Raw genomic sequence first — 19249 nt, 5'->3', positions numbered from 1 at the left:
TGCCGAAAGAGATGTGCCGCAGCGGCCGCTAAAGTGGATCCAGCGCTTCAGCAGGTTTCTGGCTGGTAGGCTACACTGTTAATCGTGGAATGGGTGCGTCCCATTCGGAGACACAGGAGGCCTCCCATGTCGAAACTGCGCGTTAATAGCTTTGCGATCTCCATCGATGGTTACGGTGCCGGACCGGATCAGGATCTACAGAACCCGCTGGGGGTGGGCGGCGTCGATCTTATGGAGTGGTTTTTTCAGACCAGGGTGTGGCGGGAAATGCAAGGATTGGACGGAGGAGAGACCGGCGTAGATAACGGGATGGTGGAGAAGGGGTTCGCCGGGGTAGGTGCCTGGATCCTCGGCCGGAACATGTTCGGCCCCATCCGCGGTCCCTGGCCGGATGAAAGCTGGAAAGGGTGGTGGGGTGAGGAGCCGCCGTACCATGTCCCGGTCTTCGTGCTGACCCATCACCCCCGTGCGCCGTTGAAGATGAAGGGCGGGACCGAGTTCAGATTCGTCACCGGTGGGATCGACGCCGCGTTGCGGGAGGCGACCGTCGCGGCCGGTGGTCTCGATGTCCGCCTGGGAGGCGGCGTGGCCACCGTCCGCCAGTATCTGCAGAGAGGCCTGGTCGACGAACTCCACCTGGCAATGGGCCCCAGTCTCCTCGGTGCGGGCGAGCACCTGTTGAACGGCATCAACATGCGGGCCCTCGGCTATGACTGTGTCGAGTTGGTAGCCGGGGAGCGGGCGACCCACATCATCCTCCGCAAGCGGAACGAGCCCTGAGGGGAGGGGCACACCCCGTCATATCCTCACCGTCTTGTAGAGGAAGTTCTTGAAACGGAAGAAGCGCTTGCGCTCTTCCTCGTCGTTTTGGGGATCGCCGGTCACCGCCTTCAGGTGACGGGCGATTTCCGGCATACTCTTGCCGTTGGTCAGCCGGCTCTTCTCCACCACCAGGCAGACCACGTCCCGCGAGATTCTACTCTGTGAGTACGGCTCGTACACCGCTTCCCAAAAGTCTTTCCCCCCGGCGATCTCCTTCATGATGGAGCCCGCCACCTCGTCCGCCAGCCGCTCGGCCGGAGGGGCGCCCTGTCCCCGCATCCCGTCCCGGATGGCCCGTCTGATGTCCTCGCCGGTCACCACCTTCCCCGCCCGGAAAAAGAGCGCCCTCAACAGGATGCTTCGCAGTTCGCGGATGTTCCCCTGGTAGTTGTGGCTGACCAACGCCTCCTTGGCCTCCTTCGAGAGGCTGGGGGCGTCGTCGCGGCTCTCCTCCTCGCGGCTGCGGTAGGTCCGGTAGAGCTTGCCGAGGAAGTGGGTGGAGAGGTCGGGGATGTCCTCGCGCCGCTCGTTCAAAGACGGGACCATCACGGAGAGCTCGGAAAGCCGGTGGTAGAGGTCCTCGCGGAAGTTCCCGAGCGCGATCTCCTTCTGGAGGTCCTTGTTGGTGGCGGCCACCAGCAGGACGCGGCTGATCCGCTCCCGGTTTTCCCCCAGCCTCACGAAGCCGCCGTTGTCGAGGAAGCGGAGGAGCTGGACCTGGGTCTTCGGGTCGGCGTCCCCGATCTCGTCGAGGAAGACGATCCCTCCCCTGGCCTCCTCGATGATCCCGCGGCGGTCGCTGTAGGCGCCGGTGAAGGCCCCCTTGGTATGGCCGAAGAGCTCGGAGTAGGTGAGCTCCCCGCTGTAGGCGGCGATGTTGGTCTTTTTCACCGGCAGCTCGCCGTCGGGATTGACCTCCTGGCGGTAGAGCTCGTTCAGCTTGTTGTACAGGTTGTTGAAGAAGAACTCCTTGCCGGCGCCGGTCGGCCCCAGCACCAGGATGGAGGGGAGCCCGATGGTGGCCTCCTGGAGGATGTTCTTGCTCCAGAGTGCGATCCGGTTGGAGAGCGGGCGAGAAACCGTGTTGATGAAGGCGACGATCTCCTGGGATTTGCGGCTGTTGCCGATGATGTTGCCGAGGCGGTAGGAGGAGACCTTCGGGTCCTTGTAGGCGATGTCGCTCTGGAGCCTGGTGACTTCGTGCTGCAGGCGGTCGATCCGCTGGATGTCCGAGATGTGCCGGGAGGTCAGCCGGTCGATGATCTGCAGGATCCGTTTGTGCTCCTGCGTGAAGTACCCCTCCTGCAGCGAGTTGAGGCAGATGACGGCGATCACCACGTCGTCGCTCACCACCGGCACCGCGATCTCGCTCTTGATCAGCTCGCTCATCGGGCGGTGGAAGCCGCTGTGCTGGCTGTAGTCCGCGACCCGGCCGATGATCTTCGGCTCCTTCACCCACGCCACGTACCCGGTAAGGCTCCGTTCCTCGGGAGGGAGCTCGGGCCCGCCGATCTTGAAAGGGGGGATCTTCTTCTTGATCCATTCCTTGTTCTTGGCGCCGATGATGTTCCCTTCCTCATCCTCGACCACCAGCCACTTGTCCCCCTCGCGCTCCTCCACGATGGCGATGCTCCCGGTGTCGGCGCCGATCAGCTCGGTCGCCTTTGAGAGGACCTTGGTGAGGAACTGGTGGAGCCCCTCGTTTCTCTCCTGGAGCAGGTCGGAGATCTCGGAGAGGACCCGGATCTCGAGGTGCTCGCCGCCGACCTCGTTGATGACCCGTTCCACCATTTCGGCGTGGGTTTGCAAAAGCCCCATCTCGAACTCGGTGAACCGGGTGGCCTGGCGGGTGAAATAGTTGATGAGGCAGATGAGCCGGCGGGAGTCGGGCTCGTAGCGGGGGACCATGTAGAGGCTTCGCAGCGACATCTCCTCGGTGAGTGCCCGCCGCTGGATGTTCAGCTCCGCGAGGTCTTCGAAGAAGATCGGGGAGAGGAGCCGGTCGTCGGCGATTACCCCGGCCTCGTTGACGTAGCGGGAGACGAGGGAGCTCCCTTGCTTTAGGTCGACGCTCCCGACGTTGTCGTACAGGCGCTTGAGGTCCGGGTCCGCCGCGTGGCTCGCCAGCACTTCCATGATGCCATTCGAGGGGACCAGCACCGAGGCGAGCGTCAGACCGTCGATCAGCCGCACCGCGGAGCGCACCATGAACCCGGCGGCCTCCCTCCTCTTATAGAGCTCGACCCGTCTGGTTAGAAGGAGCTGCTGGTGATACTTGCGCGCCATGTCGACCCGCTCGCCCGCCCGGCCAAGGAAGGGGGTAAGCCGGGCGACCTGGGCCGGGGAGAGGAGGGCGCCGTCCACGCAGACGACCCCGATCGACTTGCCGGAGCTGGTAATGGGAAGGAGCGTGGTGCCGTCGATCCGGAAGCGGTGGGAAAAGTCGCGGTCCAAAGGGAGGCCGGTCTCGGCTGGATGGTGGTACTGCGCCATCCTTTGGCCGAGGAAGGCGATGGAGACCCCGCTCTCCTGGGAGATGATCGGGAAGGTCACCTCGCGGATCTCGCCTGCGAAGCTGCCGCAGGAGTAGGCGCACGAGAGGGCACCGCGGGTGAGGTCCTCAAGGTAGATCCGCACCCGCTCCTGGGAGGAGACCAGCCGGGTCCCCTGTCCCACCAGGTGCAGCATTTCGTCCAGGTTCTCTTTGCCGAACGTCTCGATCTTGTCGCTGATCCTTGCCAGTTGCTCCGTTATCGCGGTCATCGGCCCCTCTGAGTACAAAATTTACACACCAGGGTAGATTAGAGAAAAAGGGGCGGAGTGTCAAGGACGGGTAGAAGGGGAGGGGGAAAGAAAGAGCCGGTAGAAGTGCGGATCGAAGCCGAGAGCGGGGCGTCTCAAGGAGAAAGGATGGAAGTGGAAATAGCCGGAACGGAAGTGGGGCAGGGGGGGAGGAGGCCACGAAAGTGAGGTAGCCGGAAGGTGAGGAGGTGCCGGAAGGTGAGGAGGAGCCTGGGGGCGAGTAGGGGGCTGGTACCTTGGGAGCCAGTCCCCTACACTAGATCAGTTGAGCCCTTTGCGGATCTGGTAGAGCTCTTCCAGGTTGAGGCCGTTCAACTCGAAGAATTCGCGCTCCAGCTCCTCGACGTAGAAACGGTCGAGGCCGGAGTTCTCCAGGAAGTCTTCACGCAGCGAGCCGTCTTTCTCGGCGATGATCTGCGGGAGGAGGTTGTGGATGTAGACCGCCTCCTTCTTGATGGTGAGGATCACCTCGTGGAACAGGTAAAGCGGGATCTCCCCTTCCAGGAGCTTCTTGTGCTGCAGCTCCTCGGTGAGCTCCTGCTTGAGGGCCTCCTGGTCGGCCTTGGTGGTGTACTTCGAATAGAAGTTCCTGATCCTTTCCTTCACGTGCTCGAGCAGGGTGAGATAGATCCGCTCGTCGCTGTCGATCCTCTGCAGGTGGTCGAGGAGCGCGTGGGTGGTCATCCGGTTCTCCTCGATGAGCTTCAGCCCCTCGGCCAGGTGGGTGACCTTCTTGCGGCCGTAGATCCCCAGGTACTTGTCCTCGAAGATCCCGGAGAGGAAGAGCTTGGTGAAGAGGTCGGGGGCCAGCATGTCGAAGGCGCTCTTGTTCCCCAAAAGGCTTCGGATCATCTCCTCGGTCACCTTGACGTTCTCCATGAAGGCGAGCCGGTTGATGGCGGAGGAGGTGGCGTCGTAGCGGTCGAAGTAGGTGATGATGTAGGAGTACCCTTCCAGAATCGAGATATCGGCGCCGTCGCGGATCTTCTCGTCGCAGGCCTTGCTGGCGTCCAGAAGCATCTCCTCGAAGGCGTGGTCGCGGTTTTCGGCGGCCTGCTTCTTGGCGTAGAGGAGCTTCAGCATATCCTCGGTGTCGATGGTGCTCTCGATGTGCCGCTCGGAGAGGAACATCCCTTCCAGGATCTGCCGGGTCTCGGAGATGTAGTTGCTCTCCTCCAGGTCGACCAGCTTCTTGTCCTTCTTGAGCATCTCGTCGAGCGTGTAGAAGAGCGCGCCGGGGATCTTGTTCCTGACCGAGAGGGTCTTCAGGCGGGTCAGGCGGGCGTTTTCGAGCTTGTTGATCTCCCCCTTGCGGTTGCAGGCGATCAGGATGTTCTTGTACTCGTCGACGATCCTGCGGTTGTCCGGATGCTTGTACATCACGTCGATCCGGATCCGTTCCTGCTGGTAGCGGTCGATGCCGTAACGCTCGGCGAGGACGGCCAGCATCTGGAAGTCGGCGTCGGTGATCTTCTTGTTGTTGAAGTAGAGGTTTCTGAAGATCTCGCAGTACTCGCGATGGCGGGTGTTGATCAGCTTGAAGAGGAAGAGGTGGGCGGTCGGCTCGTCCAGGATGCTCAAGACCTCCTGGATGATGGCGTTGTCGTCCTCCTGGCCGACCGCAAAGCTCCTCTTGAGCGCCTTGCCGAGCAACCGGACGATCCGCTCCTGCTGCTCGTGGAGAAGGCCGGTGAAGTCGGCGCCGGTCAGCGCGAAGAAGTAGTTGAAGACGGCGTTGCCGTCGAAGAAGATCTTGTCGTAGCTCAGGTAGCCGTCGGTGCGGTCGGAGAAGCGGAGCGTGCCGGATTTGTGGTCGTAGTGGGTGCCGTAGACCACCAGCCGGTTGGAGACCTCCTCCTTGGCGAGGTCGGCGATCGGCTGATCGACGCCGAACATGTACTCGCAGAAGATGCCGCCGTTGCCGCGGTGGCTGATCCCGTCGCGCCCTATGATGAACTCGTTGCCGGGGGAGAAGAAGCGTATCTCGTTGGAGTCGGCGTGGTCGGTGTTGAAGAAGTAGCGGTTGTAGGCCTCGTTGCCGGCTGTGATGGCATAAAACTCGATGTGGTCGTTGGCATAGCCGTGCAGTCGAATATCTCTGAACATCAGGTTCCGTCCGTTTCTCGGGTGGCTTGTCCCTTGGCTTGGCACGTCGATCAAAGTTCCACCGCCATGCCGTCGTACGCCAGCTCCACGCCTTCGGGGAGCTTTCCGCCGTCTCTGTGGTGTATCTCGTGGGTGAGGTGGGTGAGCAGGGTCCGCCGTGGTTGGAGCTCCCGCACCACCTGCAGGGCCCCCTCGATGTTGAAGTGGTTGGGGTGCGGCGAGTAGCGCAGGGCGTCGATGATCAGCAGATCGAGCCCCTTAAGGAGTGCCATCGAACTCTCCGGAATGCTGCTGCAATCGGTCAGGTATGCCGCGTCGCCGAACCGGTAGCCGGTAGTGGCGAAGGAGCCGTGCCGCATCGGGATCGGGACGATCCGGCAGCCGAAGAGCTCGAACGCCTCCTCGACGGAAAAAGGCTCCATCAGGGGGGCGTAGCCGTCGGTCTGCCTCCCCTCGAAGATGTAGCCGAAGCTCGCCGCCACCTTCTCCATGGTGTCGGGGCTGCCGTAGCACGGGATGACCTTGCGGTGGAGGAAGTAGAAGCCGCGCAGGTCGTCTATGCCGTGAATGTGGTCGGCATGGGTGTGGGTCAGCAGCACCGCGTCGATGCGCGGGATGGCTTCCCTGAGCGCCTGCTCGCGCAGGTCGGTCGAGGTGTCCACCAGGATGCGGCTGCCTCCGCACTCGACCAGGATCGAGGCACGGGTTCGCTTATCGCGCGGGTCGGTTGAATCGCAGACCTGGCAATGGCAACCTACCATCGGAACGCCCGTCGAGGTACCAGAGCCGAGGATGGTAATTTTCATGTGTAGCACCTCGGAATGGCGTAAATTAGCATGATTCAACCGGGTGAGGCAAGGGTTATCCCTTGACTGCTGCGGGAATCTTGGCCATCATGCGGCCGCGATCTGGTATCATTTTTAACCGTAGGGCTCTCATTGGCGACCGGTGCCCGATCGTCGGCAGTTCGAAACGAAAGAGGAGATGGAGGATTCCATGCGGGTAGCGATGATCGCCCCCAACTACACATCGGGAAAAACGGGGAACTTCGTGACCGTGAGCAGGCTGGAGCGCCACCTGCGGGATCTTGGCTGCGAAGTTAAGGTCTTCGGCGTCGACCGGCTGACCGCCGAGAAACTGCTGCAGGGGGTGAAGGATTTCGCGCCCCAGCTGCTGCATGCCTTCCACGGGTACTCGGGGGGGCGGGTTGCGCACGCGCTGGCCGAGGAGCTGGGGATCAGGTACCTCGTAACCATTACCGGTACCGACGTCTACCAGACCTTGATCGACCAGCGCAGTCACGAAACCCACCTGGCCCTGCGGGGCGCCGAGCGGCTGGTGGTCTTCGACGCCGCCATCAAGAGGAGGCTCGCCGAGCACCTCCCCTCGCTCGAACCGAAGACCATGGTGATCGCCCAGGGGGTGGACCTTTTGGAGGGCTGCCAGGGTGCTGCCGAGTGTGAGGAAGATGCGTTCACCTTTCTCTTCCCCGCGGGACTGCGCCCGGTCAAGAACGTCATTTTCCCGCTGGCCCCTCTCAATGTCCTCTATGCCGTCTATCCCCAGATCCGGCTCCAGCTGGTCGGCCCGGTGATGGATCCCGTGTATGCGGAAGAGGTGCTCAGTGCCGTCGAGAACTACCCCTTCGCCAGCTACCTCGGCGAGGTGTGCCACTCCTCGATGGCGGCGCTGTACCGGGGGGCCGACGTAGTCCTCAATTGCTCGTTCTTCGAGGGGGGGATGGCGAATGCCCTGCTGGAGGCGATGGCGTGCGGGAAGGCGGTGCTTGCCTCCGACATCGAGGGGAGCCGCTCCATCGTGAAGGAAGGAGTGACCGGCCTGCTCTACCGCGACGAGGCGGAGTTCCGTCACAAGGCCGAGCGGCTTATCAACGCCCCCCATCTGCGGGCGCAGCTGGGGAATAGCGCGTGCGAACTGATCGCCGAGAAGCACTCGCCCGAGGCGGAAGCGCAGGCGTACCTGGAACTCTACCGGGGGATCCTGAACCCGTAGCGCTCTCCTCACCACGACCGCCGCCCCCTTCGTGCTACCCCTTCGTACTACCCCTCGTGCTCCCCTTCCTGCTGAATGCTCTCAAGCCCCAAAAGCCCCTTCGCCTCCTGCTCCGGCAGCTGCTCGATGCCGTGCATCTTCTTCTGGATGCGGCGGGTCCTGGCCGCGGCGGTGTCGATGCTCGAGGATGCCTCGTCGAGCTTCTTCCTGGTCTTGTCGAGCAGCGAGCCGAAGGTGGCGAACTCGCTCTTGATGGCACCCAGCAGGCGCCAGACCTCGCTGCTTCGCTTTTCGATGGTGAGGGTCCTAAAGCCGAGGCTCAGCGAGGAGAGGAGGGCGGCCAGGGTTGTGGGCCCGGCGACGATTACCTTGTACTCCCGCAGGATGCTGTCGAAGAGCCCGGGGCGCCCGAGCACGGTGGCGTAGCTTCCCTCGTTGGCGAGGAACATGACGGCGAAGTCGGTGGTGTCCGGCGGCGAGATGTATTTATCGCAGATCAGCTTGGCCATCCCCGCGACCGTCCTCTCCAACTGGCGGGAGGCCTCCTGGATCTGAAGCTGGTTGCCGTGCTCCTGGGCCTCCACGAGCCTCAGGTAGTCCTCCTGGGGGAACTTGGCGTCGATCGGGAGCCAGAGCGGCTTGTCGTCGCGCCCCGGGAGGCGGATGGCGAACTCGACCCGGGCGTCGCTCCCCGGCTTGGTGGCGACGTTGGCGTCGAACTGGTCCGGGGTCATGATCTGCTCGAGGAGGTTGTGGAGCTGGACCTCGCCGAGGGTCCCGCGGGTCTTGACGTTGGAGAGCACCTTCTTGAGGTCCCCCACCCCGGCGGCCAGGTTCTGCATCTCCCCCAGCCCCTTGTGGACCTGCTCGAGTTGCCCGCTCACCTGCTTGAAGGATTCACCGAGCCGCTTCTCCAGGGTCTGGTGGAGTTTCTCGTCCACCGTCGCCCGCATCTGCTCGAGCTTTTTGGCGTTGTCCTCCTGGAGCCACTTGAGCCTGAGATCCACCGTTTCCCTCAGCTTGTCGAGCCGCTGCTCGTTGCTTGCGGTGAGGGTCCCCAGCTGCTGGCTGAATCCCTCCATCTGCCCCTTCTGCAATGACGCGATGTCCATCATCCCGCGCTGCACCGCGTCTCCGAACTGGCGAAGGGTGCCGGAGAGCTCCTCCCGGTTTCTCCCCAGTTCGGCCTGGAACATCCTTTCCAGCCTTTCGACCGATCTCTCCAGTTCGTCGAAGCGGCGCTGCCCGGCGGCGTTGCGTAGCGCGCTGACGAGCGTCCAGACGGATACGGCCAGGGTGGCACCACAGGTAAGGAGCAGGATCAGCGGGAACTCCTGGCTCATCTACGCTCCTTGAGGCCGTTGAGGAAGTTCAGCAGGATGGCGTTGAACTCGGCGGGGCGCTCGAGGTTCAGCATGTGCCCCGCCTTTTCCATGGCGACGCTTTGACAGTCGGGGAGATGGGACGTGAAGATGGAGACGGCGTCGGGCGAGGCGGCGCGGTCCTCGCGGCCGGAGAGCACCAGGCAGGGCTGGGAGATCTTGGGGAGAAGGGGGGTGTAATCCTTGCGGTCGCGCATGGCGAGGAGTCCCCCGGCAAGGGCCTGCGGGTTGGTGTCGCGCATCCAGGAGGTGACCTGGGCGATCAGCTCCGGATGCTCCTCGGAGGTGCCGGGGGCGAAGAGGAGCTCGGCGAAGATCTTGGTGATCGGGTTGGCCCCCATCCGCTCGGCCTCGGCCGCCATCACCGTCCGGCGGGCGCGACCGGCCTCGTCATCGTCGGCGCTCTTGGTGGCGATGAAGCAGGCGGCGCGGACCCGTCCCGGGTAGCGCTCCAGGAGGTTCAAGAGGATGTACCCTCCCATGGACATCCCCCCGATGGCCGCCTGCTCGATGTCCAGCGAGTCGAGCAGGGCGATGATGTCGTCGGCGAAGCGGTCGATGCTGTAGCCGGAGGAGGGGACGTCGCTGGCGCCGAAACCTCTCAGGTCGGGAGCAAGGAGCCGGTAGCCGGCGGCGGCCAGGGGCTCCAGTTGCGGCTGCCACATCTGCCGGTTGAGGGGAAAACCGTGGATCAGCAGGACGGCCGGCCCATGGCCGCAATCGTCGTAGGCGAGGTTTAGGTCGTCGATTCTCAGTTTCATGGTCAGGTCCTCTCCGAGCGTGAATTGGTGTCGCGGCCCCGTCCTGGCCGCTTTGGGGTGGCTCGGCGCGGGGTAGTATAGAGGAGAAGCGGGGAAAATCAAAGTGAAAGGGTGACTCGGGGTTGCTATGCAATGGTTAATGATAAGGTTATATTAATATAAAAACCTCAACTGTCGATCCCTTTCTCCCCGCACGGAGCGGCCGCTTTCCCCGCCCAGCCCGCCGCTCCGGCCGGTGAACCAGCATGGAGCGTGCGCTATGGAACTTCTGAACGAGGAACTGGTGGCAAGGCTCTACTACCACATGAAGCCGTTCATCCCGCGCAGGGTGCAACTCGGGTTGCGTAGCCTGGTGGCGCGGCAAAAGCGCTTCGCTCACCGCGGCGACTGGCCGATCGACCAGACCGCGGCAGCGGCCCCGCCCGGCTTTTTCGGGTGGCCGGACGGCAAGCGCTTCGCGCTGGTGCTCACTCACGACGTCGATACCGCCCGCGGGGTGGCCCGCTGCCAGCCGTTGATGGAACTGGAGATGGAGGCGGGCTTCCGATCCTCCTTCAATTTCGTCGCCAGGGATTACTACCTTCCCGCCGATTTCAGGCGGCGGCTGGCCGCCGAGGGGTTCGAGGTCGGAGTACACGGGCTCGAGCATGGACGCCAGTTGTACGAGTCGGCGGCGGCCTTCGCGGAGCACGCCCGGGGTATCAACCGATGCCTGGCGGACTGGAACGCCGTCGGCTTCCGGTCCCCCTGCATGTATCACAACTTCGACTGGCTGCATGCGCTGGAGATAAAATATGACGCGTCCTCCTTCGACACCGATCCCTTCGAGCCGCAGTCCGACGGTGTCTCCACCATCTACCCCTTCTATCACCGGCAGGCGGACGGGGAGGGGTACGTCGAGCTCCCCTACACCCTGCCGCAGGACTTCACCGTCTTCGTGCTCTTCGCCGAACAGGACATCGAAATCTGGAAACGGAAGCTTGCCTGGCTCGCCGAGTGGGGAGGGATGGCCCTCCTCATCACCCATCCCGACTACATGAGCTTTGATCACCCGCCGTGTTTCGACGAATACCCTGCCGAACGTTACCGGGAGCTGCTCACTCACCTAACGACCCGATACCAGGGTGAATTCTGGCATCCGCTCCCGCGGGAGATGGCGGCATTCTGGAAGGAACAGGTGGTGGGGTGAATGCTGATGGTCCCGATAGCATTGCACTTTTTGTAAACGCGTGCTAAATTGCCCGCTTCGGCCGATAGGGCCAGAGGTGGACGGTAACATGCTTATACTGACGCTCAATTGCCGCAGGTTCTCGCTTCAGTACCAGTTGTACGATTGGGGAAGGCGGGTTTCACTGGCCAACGGGAAGGTGGAACGGATCTTGGTGGGGGATTCCTTCGTGACCCACCGGGTTCCCGGTAGCGATCCCCAGCACCGCGACCGGGAGTGTGCCGATCACCGGGACGCGTTGAAGCTGGTGCTCGACGTGCTCACCGACCCGCAGATCGGCGTCATCCCGGAAGTTTCCCGCATCGCCGCCGTCGGCCACCGTGTCGTTCACGGCGGCGAGAAATTCACCCAGTCGGCTCTCATCACCCAGCCGGTCACCGACGCCATCCGGGACATGGCCAGCCTGGCCCCCCTCCACAACACGCCAAACCTCTCCGGCATCCGCGCCGCCGGTGAACTCCTCCCGGATCTCCCCCAGGTAGCCATCTTCGACACCGCTTTCCACCAGACCATGCCGGCCGAGGCCTACATGTACCCGATTCCCTACGACTGGTACAAGAAGCACGGTGTTCGGCGTTACGGTTTCCACGGGCAGTCGCACCTCTACGCGGCCCGGCGGGGCGCCGAGCTGGCCGGGGTGCCGTTGGGGATGGCCAACATGATCACCGTCCACACCGGTAACGGGGTTTCCCTCTGCGCCCTGCGTAACGGTGTCTCGGTCGATACCAGCATGGGGTTGACCCCGCTGGAGGGGGTGATGATGGGGACCCGCTGCGGCGACATCGACGCCGGCATCATTCCTTTCATGATGAACGAGGCAGGCGTCTCCGCCTCCGAGCTCGATCTCTTCATGAACCAGAAGAGCGGGGTGGCCGGGATCACGGGGCGGAAGATGTCGCGCCGCGAAGTGGTCGAGGAGGCGGAGCACGGGGACGAGCGTTCCCGGCTGGCGCTCGAGATGGAATGTTACCGGCTCAGGAAATACCTCGGTGGCTACCTTGCGGTGGTCGGCAAGCCGGACGCCATCGTCTTCACCTATGGGGAAGGGTGGGAGGATTGGCCGGTCCGTGGACTGACTCTCCAGGCGATGGAGCATTTCGGGATCAAGATAGATGTGGCGCGTGACCTCGAGGCGGTCCGCAGGCGGGAGGAGATCGAGATCAGCGCTGGCGATTCGGCCATCAAGGTCTTCGCCATCCCCTCCGGCGAGGATATGGTCTTGAACGAAGACGTCGCCCGCATCCTCGGGTGGAACAGCTAGTAGCCTCTCTCCCCTGGAGGGGCGAGGATGTAGATCGAAAAAAGAAAAGGCCTCCGGCGATGACCGGAGGCCTTTTCTTTTTTGCGGCTGGAGAGCCTGCTAGTACTTCACCTTCTCCAGGAACTCCTGCACCATCGGCGTGAAGGTCTCGTGCTCGAGCAGGAAGGCATCGTGGCCGTAGGCGGAGGTGATCAGGTGGTAGTCGACCTCTTTGCCGAGCCGTTTGAGCGATTCCACCATCTCCTCGGTCTGGGCGGGGGGGTAGAGCCAATCCGAGGTGAAGGCGAAGAACTGGATCGACGCGGTGACCGGGGCGAAGGCCTCGTCCACCGACTCGAAGCCGGCGGCCACGTCGTAGAGGTCGAGCGCCTTGGCGAGGTAGAGGAAGGAATTGGCGTCGAAGCGGTCGACGAAGTTGTACCCGTTGTAGCTTAGGTAGCGTTCCACCTCGAACTGGCCGAAGAAGTCGAACTGGCCGTCGCGGGCGGAGAACCGGCGGCCGAACTTGGCGGTCATCGACTCGTCCGAAAGGAAGGTGATGTGCCCGATGCCGCGGGCGAGCGCGAGGCCGTCCTTGGGGTTCTTGCGGTACTCACCCTTCTTCCAGGTCGGATCGTTGAAGATGGCCCAGCGGGCGACGGCGTTCAAGGAGATGGCCTGCGCCGAGGGGCGCGGAGTGGTGGCCAGTACCACCGCCGAAGCTACCCGCTCCGGGTACTGGGTGGCCCACTCGAGCGCCTGCATCCCACCCATGCTCCCCCCCAGCACGCAGAAGAGGCGCTCGATCCCCAGCCGGTCCATGAGGAGTGCCTGGGCCTTCACCATGTCCCGCACGGTGATCACCGGGAAGGTGAGGTTGTACCGCTTCCCGGTCTTCGGGTTGGTCGAGGTGGGGCCGGTGGAGCCGAAGCAGGATCCTATCACGTTGGAGCAGATGACGAAGTAGCGGTTGGTGTCGAGGAGTTTTCCCGGGCCGACGATCTCGTCCCACCAGCCGGCACGCTTCTCCTCCTCGCTGTGACGTCCCGCCAGGTGGGCGTTTCCGGTCCAGGCGTGGGTGACCAGGATGGCGTTGTCGGCCGCCTGGTTGAGGGTGCCGTAGGTCTCGTAGGCGATTTCGATCGGGCCGAGGATTCGACCGCTCTCCAGCCGGAGTTCGGTGTCGAAGGTAGCGAGCTGTTCTTTGACGATGCCGATGGACATGTAACTCTCTCGTAGGTGGCAACTCCCGTGGGGGAGCAGGGACCAGTAACGTGGCGGAACCGCAGGGGCCGGAAACGAAAAAACCCCTTCTCGGTGATGAGAAGGGGCTTTTGTGGTGGTAAAGAGGCTCAAAGCCCTCACTCATCTTCGCCTTTCGGCAGGATTTAGCACCTGGCGCTCCTTTCGGAACCGGTTGCTGTGGTTTCACAGGGCCTTTCCCTCCACCACTCTCGATAAGTTCGGTCTCTATATTCAGTTTTGCAGAAGAATAAGGGAGCCGTCCGACTTTGTCAACGTCAAACTGACACCCCGTTTACAACTCCTTACGGTACTTGACCAGGAGGTAGAGGCAGGCGATCCCGGCTACCGCCATGGCGACATCGCGCCCCCAAGGGACTGGCTTCTCGAGGGTCGCATAGATGACCGGGTCGAGGAGTGCGCTGGTCAAAAGCCCGACGCCACCCCAGGAAAGGAGCTTCTTCATGCGGTGATTGCCTTGAAGACCGCGCAGAAGTCTTCGTCGGAGAAGCCGAGCGCCTTGGCCTTCTTGAAGTTCTCGTTAGCCGCCGCGGCAGCGTGCAGGGGCTGGTCGAGCTCGTCTCCGAGGGCGACGGCGAGCCGCATGTCCTTCTGCATATGCTTGAGCGGGAAGGCCGGCGGGTAGGAGCTTTGGGTGATCTGGCTCCCCTTGAGCTTGAACATGGGGTTGGCCAGGGCTCCGGAATCGAGCACATCGAGCAGGTCCTCGGCGGCGAGCCCCGCCTTGCCGGCCAGCGCGAGCCCTTCGCAGAGGGTGTTCATCATGACTCCCATCACCATGTTGACGATCAGCTTCATCTGCGCGCCGCGCCCGGCGTCGCCGAGGAAGAGGTGCTTTTTCCCCATCTTCTGCAAAAGGGGAAGGGCTTGGTCGAAGAGGCTGCGGTCGCCTCCGGTCAGGAAGATGAGGGTGCCATCCTCCGCCGGTTTCTTGCTCCCGGACACCGGCGCCTCGAGGTAACGGCCCCCCTTGCCGGTGACGGCCTGGGCGATCTCGCGGGAGGTGGCCGCGTCGACGGTCGACATGTCGACGTACCCGCGGCCCTCGCCGATCCCCTCCAGCGCCCCCTGGGGGCCGAAGCAGACTGCGTGGGCCGCGGCCGGGTCGGCGAGCATGGCGAAGGTGATGCCGCAGGAAGCGGTAACCTGGCTGGGGGAGCCGGCCACCTCGGCTCCCATCCCGGCGAGTTCGGCGCACTTATCCTTCGACCGGTTCCAGATGGTCACCGGGTACCCGGCTTTCAGCAGGTTCCTCGCCATGGCGGTTCCCATGATACCAAGCCCCAAGAATCCGTATCGTTCCATGTAAGCCTCCTTTTGAATTGTTTGGCAAAGTTCCCCCTCCGCTTGAGGGAGGGGGCCAGGGGGTGGGGGAAAGCTCCACGAAGTGCCGAGGCCGGCCCAGCGGAAAATCCCCCCTATCCCCCCTTCGCAAAGGGGGGAACGCAGCGCATTGCGATTAGGTAGATTTGGCGCAGACATCGGTGATCGGGCAGACGAGGCATTTGGCGATGTCCTTGCCGTCGCACCCCTCCGAGATCCCGAGGTGGCAGATGGAGAAGTCGTACTTGACCGGGTCGGCCGGATCCAGGTGTCTGAGGCTTGCGGTGATCTCGCGGGCCATCCGCCAGTCCGCCTGCTTGCGGGTGGTGAGCCCGAGGAACTTGCCGATCCGCTGGATGTGCGCGTCGACCGGGATGACCAGCTTGGCTGGCGAGATCCCCTTCCAGAGGCCGAGGTCGATACCGTCGTCGGGGCGCACCATCCACCTCAGGTACATGCAGAGGCGCTTGCAGGCGCTCCCGGAGGCGGGGGAGGGGAAGAAGAACGGGAAGTAGGAATCCTCCGGCACCCCCTCCGCACCGAAGACGGCGGCAAGATCCATCCCCTTGAGAGAGTCCGAGAACCCGGCCAGCGTTTCCGTCACGTCCTCCCGCTTTTCGTCGTGGAAGCGGAGCATCCACCCCTCGACCGATCCCTCCTCGCGGAGCATGGTCTGGCAGGCCAGCAAAAGGGCGCAGAGGTCGCGGCCGTCGTTGAAGCGGTGCTTGAAACCGGTGAAATCCTTGCTCCCCCGGCCGGGATCGAACCGCTCCACGTAGAGCCTAGGCGAGGGCCCCATCACCGAGAAGATCTTCTCCAGGTTCCTGAGGATGATCTTGACGTTGCCGTAGGCGAACAAGGCCGCGATCAGCCCGGCCACCTCCCGGTCCTCGGGAGCCCGGTAGCGGTGACAGAAGGAGAGCGGGTCGTTGGCGAGATGGGTCTGGGAGCGCGTCTCATAGAGCGCGTCGAGAATCTTTTTGAGCTCCACGGGGAGTCGTTTCCTTGTCTCGGGGGGAGAAAGCTTCAGCTTTTGGCACCGGCCCTTTCCGGGCTTTGCAGGATGAAGGTGACCGGTCCGTCGTTAACGAGGGATACCTCCATGTCGGCCTGGAAGATTCCGCTCTGGACCGGGATGCCCAGTTCCCAGACCTTCCCCATGAAGTATTCATAGAGACGGTTGGCTTCGTCGGGAGCGGCCGCACCGTCGAAGGAGGGGCGCCGCCCCTTGTCGCAGTTGCCCGCCAGGGTGAACTGGGAGACGGTAAGGACCGCCCCCCCTACCTCGGAAAGCGCCAGGTTCATCTTCCCTTCGGTGTCCTCGAAGATCCGGAGGTTGACGATCTTGTCCGCCATCCAGTCGGCCTGCTTGACGGTGTCGCCAGTCTCGACCCCCAAGAGGACGAGCATGCCGATCCCGATTTCGCCGACCACCTTCCCGTCTACGCGGACCCGCGCTTCCTTTACCCGCTGGATGACTGCCTTCACCCGAAAACCTCCTTAGCCGCCCGCTCGTACGCAAGCTTGGCCTCCGGTGCGAAGGCCACGAAAATTACTCGTGAAATTTGAGGATACCGCTCGAGGGCCGCCTTGGCCTCTTCCATGGCGATCCGGCAGGCGTCCTCCAGGGGGTATCGGTAGACGCCGGTGCTGATGGCGGGGAAGGCGATGCTTGAGAGGTCATGTGCCGCGGCGACCTGGAACGAGTTGCGGTAGCAGTTTCTCAACAGTTCCCGCTCGCCCTTCCCCCCGCCGTGCCAGACCGGCCCCACGGTATGGATCACATGGCGGGCCGGGAGACGGTATCCCTTGGTGATCTTCGCCTCGCCGGTCGGGCAGCCATTCAGCGTCCGGCACTCGGCAAGCAGTTCGGGCCCGGCGGCGCGGTGGATGGCGCCGTCCACACCGCCACCTCCCAGCAGGGATGTGTTGGCCGCGTTCACAATCCCATCGACTGCGAGCTTCGTGATGTCGCCCTGGACAATCTCCACCTTCTCGCGCATGGGTCCTCCCCGGCTGCTGCCGCTGTTATTCCTCGATGAGCTCCCTGAGCTTTCTGAGGTTAACCACGTCCATGTCCTCTTCCTTCGGGGTTTCGATCACTTTCGGGACCTCATTGAAGCGGGGATCGTTGAGGATGAAGCGGAAGGGGTCGAGACCGAGCGTTCCTTCCCCGATGTGCTCGTGGCGGTCCACCTTGGAATTGAGCCCCTTCTTCGAGTCGTTGAAGTGGAAGGCCTGCAGTTTGTCGATCCCGACGATCCGGTCGAACTCTTCGAAGGTCTTCTCGTACCCCTCCCGCTCCTTGATCGGATAGCCGGAGGCGAAGGCATGACAGGTGTCGAAGCAGACCCCGAAGCGATCCTGGTGGGCGCAGCCGTTGATGATCCCCGCGAGGTGCTCGAAGCGGTAGCCGAGGTTACTTCCCTGCCCGGCGGTGTTCTCCAGGAGGATCTTCCCCGTGTACTGGGGGACCATCGAAAAGAGGAGGTCGAAGTGCTCGCAGATGCGGCGGATGCCGACCTCTTCGCCGTCACCGTTGTGAGAGCCCGGGTGCATGACGATCTTGCCGATCCCCAACGCCGCGCAGCGCTCCATCTCCTCCTTGAAGGCGACGATGCTCTTGTCCTGGGTGTCGCCGGGGGCTGCCGCCAGGTTGATCAGGTAGATGTCGTGGCTGATCACTTCCCGGATGCCGTGGAGAACGAGCTTTTGCTTGAAAAGAAGGGTGTCCTCGGCGGAGATCGCCTTCCCCTTCCACTGGTTGGAGTTCTGGGTGAATACCTGGATGACGTTGCAGCCGCTGGCTGCGCCGCGCTCGGGGGCGTTGAAGATTCCCCCCGCTATGGAAACGTGTGCTCCCAGAAGGGCCATGCTATCTATCCTTTCGCGAGGTGTGCCCTGATCAGTGCCACCCGCTCCCGGTACTGCTGATCGGTCAGGATCAGCTCGCTGTGCGGCTCGCACCAGTGGGGGCGGGGCCAGAGGGGATCGCCCGCCCGGCGGGGGACCAGGTGCCAGTGCATGTGCGGGACCATGTTGCCCAACAGCTCGTAGTTGATTTTATCGGGGGAGAACGCGCTGTAAAGCGCCTTGGCCACGGCGGTGACCTCGGCCATCACCTGGTTGCGGACCGCCTCCTCCAGGTGGAAGAGTTCGGTCACGTGCTCTTTCGTGTAGACGAAGCAGTAGCCGGGGAAGAACTGGTCGCGGTTGAGCGAAACCAGGGTCTGGTCCAGCTCGATGATCCGCTGCTCGGGTTCTTCCTGCCATTTGGTGCAGATAACGCAGCTCATAATGCTCCTCGTGCCATCGTCAATGACAATGGCCCCCTTCCGCGGGGAAGGGGGCCACTCGGTGGGAACGCGTGTCGAGCTCTTAGAGGGCGATCTCGCCGCTGAAGACTTCCACGGCGGGGCCGGTCATGTAGATGTTCCCGTCTTCGGCCCACTCCATCTCGAGGTCGCCACCGGAGAGGTGGTTGAGGATCTTCTTGTCGGTCAGCCCGTTCAGCACACAGGCGGCGGTGACGGCGCTCGAGCCGGTCCCGCAGGCGAGTGTTTCGCCGGCGCCGCGCTCCCAGGTCCGCTGGCGGACTTCGGTGCGGGAGATGATCTGCACGAACTCGACGTTGGTGCGGCGCGGGAAGAGCTCGTGGTTTTCGATGAGCGGACCGTACTTCTCGACCTGGAAGTTCTCGACGTCCTCGACGAAGATCACGCAGTGCGGGTTCCCCATGGAAGCGCAGGTGATCATGAAGGTGGAGTGGAGGATGTTGAGCGGCTGGCTGATCACCTTCTCGCCGGCCTCGCCGGTCATCGGGATCTCTTTCCTGGTCAGCCTCGGCGGTCCCATGTTGACACGCACCTTCTCCACCTTGCTGTCCGCCCCGGTGAAGAGCTGGAGGGTGAGGATGCCGGCGCCGGTCTCGGCAGTGATTTCCTTCTTGCTGACGATGCCGTGATCATAGGCGTACTTGGCGACGCAGCGGATGCCGTTGCCGCACATCTCGCTCTCGGAACCGTCGGAGTTGAACATCCGCATCCTCACGTCGGCCACCTCGCTCGGCATGATGAGGATCAGCCCGTCGGAGCCGATCCCGAAGTTGCGGTTGGAGACCTTGATGGCGACCGCTGCCGGATCTTCCACCTTCTCCTCAAAACAGTTCACGTACACATAGTCGTTGCCAGCACCCTGCATCTTGGTGAATTTCATTTATCGTGCCCCCGAATGGATAAGTATCCCTCTCTAATAGCAAAAACCGCTTCCAGCAACAACAAAAAAACCTGATCTGCTTGACCGGCACCGG

At 63.0% G+C, this 19249-nt stretch carries 18 protein-coding genes and 1 riboswitch; of the genes, 4 read left to right on the top strand and 14 right to left on the bottom strand.

Translation table 11 applies throughout. The features are described 5' to 3' along the window. The first annotated feature begins 126 nt into the window (after positions 1–126). Positions 127–780, top strand: a complete 654-nt coding sequence (locus L4X63_RS02140) for a dihydrofolate reductase family protein (RefSeq protein WP_250676935.1) — start codon at positions 127–129, stop codon at positions 778–780. An 18-nt stretch (positions 781–798) separates the two neighbouring features. Here the strand turns inward: L4X63_RS02140 and L4X63_RS02135 are convergent, their stop codons facing one another. The 3 genes from L4X63_RS02135 to L4X63_RS02125 form a co-directional block, all read right to left on the bottom strand. Continuing rightward, entirely contained in the window at positions 799–3585 is a 2787-nt protein-coding gene (locus tag L4X63_RS02135) for a GPMC system transcriptional regulator (RefSeq protein ID WP_250676934.1), read from the bottom strand. A 300-nt stretch (positions 3586–3885) separates the two neighbouring features. Next, entirely contained in the window at positions 3886–5730 is a 1845-nt protein-coding gene (locus L4X63_RS02130; protein ID WP_250676933.1) for a TIGR04442 family protein, read from the bottom strand. 50 nt (positions 5731–5780) lie between these two features. Beyond that, complete coding sequence (locus L4X63_RS02125; protein ID WP_250676932.1) at positions 5781–6536, bottom strand: GPMC system MBL fold metallohydrolase; 756 nt, start codon at positions 6534–6536, stop codon at positions 5781–5783. 190 nt (positions 6537–6726) lie between these two features. Here L4X63_RS02125 and L4X63_RS02120 point away from each other — a divergent pair, with 190 nt between their 5' ends. Further along, complete coding sequence (locus L4X63_RS02120) at positions 6727–7743, top strand: GPMC system family 4 glycosyltransferase (RefSeq protein WP_250676931.1); 1017 nt, start codon at positions 6727–6729, stop codon at positions 7741–7743. A gap of 47 nt (positions 7744–7790) precedes the next feature. Here the strand turns inward: L4X63_RS02120 and L4X63_RS02115 are convergent, their stop codons facing one another. Further along, positions 7791–9086 (bottom strand): DNA recombination protein RmuC, encoded by a 1296-nt coding sequence (locus tag L4X63_RS02115; protein WP_250676930.1) that lies wholly within the window; start codon positions 9084–9086, stop codon positions 7791–7793. Further along, complete coding sequence (locus L4X63_RS02110; protein ID WP_250676929.1) at positions 9083–9886, bottom strand: alpha/beta fold hydrolase; 804 nt, start codon at positions 9884–9886, stop codon at positions 9083–9085. The genes L4X63_RS02115 and L4X63_RS02110 overlap by 4 nt, the downstream gene beginning before the upstream one ends. A 259-nt stretch (positions 9887–10145) precedes the next feature. Between L4X63_RS02110 and L4X63_RS02105 the strand changes: the two genes are divergently transcribed. Beyond that, positions 10146–11075, top strand: a complete 930-nt coding sequence (locus L4X63_RS02105; RefSeq protein ID WP_250676928.1) for a polysaccharide deacetylase family protein — start codon at positions 10146–10148, stop codon at positions 11073–11075. Between the two features lie 88 nt (positions 11076–11163). Beyond that, complete coding sequence (locus L4X63_RS02100; RefSeq protein WP_250676927.1) at positions 11164–12375, top strand: acetate kinase; 1212 nt, start codon at positions 11164–11166, stop codon at positions 12373–12375. A 99-nt stretch (positions 12376–12474) separates the two neighbouring features. Here the strand turns inward: L4X63_RS02100 and metX are convergent, their stop codons facing one another. The 9 genes from metX to dapF all read right to left on the bottom strand — a co-directional run bounded on the left by metX (position 12475) and on the right by dapF (position 19155). Beyond that, entirely contained in the window at positions 12475–13578 is a 1104-nt protein-coding gene (gene metX / locus L4X63_RS02095; protein ID WP_250676926.1) for a homoserine O-acetyltransferase MetX, read from the bottom strand. Positions 13579–13716: 138 nt separating this feature from the next. Further along, a riboswitch (SAM riboswitch) is annotated at positions 13717–13818 on the bottom strand. Between the two features lie 73 nt (positions 13819–13891). Then, entirely contained in the window at positions 13892–14062 is a 171-nt protein-coding gene (locus L4X63_RS02090; RefSeq protein WP_250676925.1) for a hypothetical protein, read from the bottom strand. Next, positions 14059–14922: an NAD(P)-dependent oxidoreductase gene (locus L4X63_RS02085; protein ID WP_250676924.1), complete on the bottom strand. Its 864-nt coding sequence runs from the start codon at positions 14920–14922 to the stop codon at positions 14059–14061. Before L4X63_RS02085 ends, L4X63_RS02090 begins: the two co-directional genes overlap by 4 nt. A 154-nt stretch (positions 14923–15076) precedes the next feature. Continuing rightward, positions 15077–15931 (bottom strand): TIGR02757 family protein, encoded by an 855-nt coding sequence (locus L4X63_RS02080; protein WP_250676923.1) that lies wholly within the window; start codon positions 15929–15931, stop codon positions 15077–15079. A gap of 35 nt (positions 15932–15966) precedes the next feature. Continuing rightward, positions 15967–16428 carry a D-aminoacyl-tRNA deacylase gene (gene dtd / locus L4X63_RS02075; protein ID WP_250676922.1) on the bottom strand — a complete coding sequence of 154 codons (462 nt, stop codon included), beginning with the start codon at positions 16426–16428 and terminating at the stop codon, positions 15967–15969. Then, positions 16425–16943 (bottom strand): O-acetyl-ADP-ribose deacetylase, encoded by a 519-nt coding sequence (locus L4X63_RS02070; protein ID WP_250676921.1) that lies wholly within the window; start codon positions 16941–16943, stop codon positions 16425–16427. The genes dtd and L4X63_RS02070 overlap by 4 nt, the downstream gene beginning before the upstream one ends. Before the next feature lie 25 nt (positions 16944–16968). Beyond that, positions 16969–17814 carry a deoxyribonuclease IV gene (locus tag L4X63_RS02065; RefSeq protein ID WP_250676920.1) on the bottom strand — a complete coding sequence of 282 codons (846 nt, stop codon included), beginning with the start codon at positions 17812–17814 and terminating at the stop codon, positions 16969–16971. A gap of 5 nt (positions 17815–17819) precedes the next feature. Next, a complete protein-coding gene (locus tag L4X63_RS02060; protein ID WP_250676919.1) occupies positions 17820–18236 on the bottom strand; it encodes an HIT family protein in 417 nt (138 codons plus the stop codon). A gap of 82 nt (positions 18237–18318) precedes the next feature. Further along, positions 18319–19155, bottom strand: coding sequence for a diaminopimelate epimerase (dapF, locus tag L4X63_RS02055; RefSeq protein ID WP_250676918.1), 837 nt, complete (start codon positions 19153–19155; stop codon positions 18319–18321). Between the last annotated feature and the right edge of the window lie 94 nt (positions 19156–19249).

This window comes from Geomonas sp. Red32, assembly GCF_023652955.1.
In the GTDB taxonomy this organism is placed as follows: domain Bacteria; phylum Desulfobacterota; class Desulfuromonadia; order Geobacterales; family Geobacteraceae; genus Geomonas.
The sequence above is the reverse complement of the archived record's forward strand: the minus strand, read 5'-3'. Positions and strand labels throughout refer to the sequence as shown.

Coding starts and splice junctions, on each gene's coding strand:
- L4X63_RS02090 (WP_250676925.1), bottom strand. CDS start 14,062: ATGAAGAAGCTCCTTTCCTGGGGTGGCGTCGGGCTTTTGACCAGCGCA.
- L4X63_RS02110 (WP_250676929.1), bottom strand. CDS start 9,886: ATGAAACTGAGAATCGACGACCTAAACCTCGCCTACGACGATTGCGGC.
- L4X63_RS02135 (WP_250676934.1), bottom strand. CDS start 3,585: ATGACCGCGATAACGGAGCAACTGGCAAGGATCAGCGACAAGATCGAG.
- L4X63_RS02125 (WP_250676932.1), bottom strand. CDS start 6,536: ATGAAAATTACCATCCTCGGCTCTGGTACCTCGACGGGCGTTCCGATG.
- L4X63_RS02120 (WP_250676931.1), top strand. CDS start 6,727: ATGCGGGTAGCGATGATCGCCCCCAACTACACATCGGGAAAAACGGGG.
- L4X63_RS02065 (WP_250676920.1), bottom strand. CDS start 17,814: ATGGCCCTTCTGGGAGCACACGTTTCCATAGCGGGGGGAATCTTCAAC.
- L4X63_RS02140 (WP_250676935.1), top strand. CDS start 127: ATGTCGAAACTGCGCGTTAATAGCTTTGCGATCTCCATCGATGGTTAC.
- L4X63_RS02085 (WP_250676924.1), bottom strand. CDS start 14,922: ATGGAACGATACGGATTCTTGGGGCTTGGTATCATGGGAACCGCCATG.
- L4X63_RS02115 (WP_250676930.1), bottom strand. CDS start 9,086: ATGAGCCAGGAGTTCCCGCTGATCCTGCTCCTTACCTGTGGTGCCACC.
- L4X63_RS02060 (WP_250676919.1), bottom strand. CDS start 18,236: ATGAGCTGCGTTATCTGCACCAAATGGCAGGAAGAACCCGAGCAGCGG.
- L4X63_RS02105 (WP_250676928.1), top strand. CDS start 10,146: ATGGAACTTCTGAACGAGGAACTGGTGGCAAGGCTCTACTACCACATG.
- L4X63_RS02070 (WP_250676921.1), bottom strand. CDS start 16,943: ATGCGCGAGAAGGTGGAGATTGTCCAGGGCGACATCACGAAGCTCGCA.
- L4X63_RS02130 (WP_250676933.1), bottom strand. CDS start 5,730: ATGTTCAGAGATATTCGACTGCACGGCTATGCCAACGACCACATCGAG.
- L4X63_RS02100 (WP_250676927.1), top strand. CDS start 11,164: ATGCTTATACTGACGCTCAATTGCCGCAGGTTCTCGCTTCAGTACCAG.
- dapF (WP_250676918.1), bottom strand. CDS start 19,155: ATGAAATTCACCAAGATGCAGGGTGCTGGCAACGACTATGTGTACGTG.
- metX (WP_250676926.1), bottom strand. CDS start 13,578: ATGTCCATCGGCATCGTCAAAGAACAGCTCGCTACCTTCGACACCGAA.